We start from the raw sequence: 672 nt of genomic DNA on the forward strand, positions 1-672 counted from the left end.
TCAGGAAGTAGAGCCCGCCATGCTGCGACATTCGAATGCCGTCTGCGCAAATTCCATTCGTCGCCGATGACAAGCTTGATGTGCTCGCTGATGAGATCGATGCCGTAAGCCAGCTGAACCGAGAGAGTGCCGCCAGCCATACGGGGATTGACTTCAATGACGACTGGGCCACGCCTCGTCCACCGGAGCTCAATGTTCGTTGGCCCCCAGCCAAGGTCGAGAGCCCGCAAACAGCGCAACGAAAGATCGGCGATACGTCTATGCTCGTCATCACTCAGCGGGGCTGGGCAGATGCCGCGATAGAAGACGAAATGCGGTGGCGGGCCGAAATCAGAGGCGGCAATCCCAATGACCTCATTTCCCATTATATCAGCGCCATAATAGGGACCTTGTGCGAATTCTTCGACCAGGATTGGGAAAGACTGCGTGGGGTCCCCGCCCAACAGGTGGTTCGTGTGTTCGGCCACCTCTTCGACATTGCGGCACAAGCGGACACCGATGCTGCCGCTGCCGATGGCTGGCTTAAGAACTACCGGCAGCCCGATCTCCGCTGCAAAGCTTTGAACCTCCGTCGCATTCGCTGCCAAGCGATAAGCAGGCATTGGAACATCGGCCTTCGCGAGGAGCTGACGTTGAGTGTACTTGTCGCAGCATCTTTCAATGGATATGGGG

At 57.4% G+C, this 672-nt stretch carries 1 protein-coding gene; it reads right to left on the reverse strand.

Annotated elements, in window-relative coordinates; translation table 11 throughout:
- Positions 1-672 (reverse strand): ATP-grasp domain-containing protein (locus EOA49_RS32275; RefSeq protein ID WP_127243613.1); only part of this gene is annotated, 672 nt, incomplete at both ends.

This window comes from Mesorhizobium sp. M1A.F.Ca.IN.020.04.1.1, assembly GCF_003997315.1.
Taxonomy (GTDB): Bacteria; Pseudomonadota; Alphaproteobacteria; order Rhizobiales; family Rhizobiaceae; genus Mesorhizobium.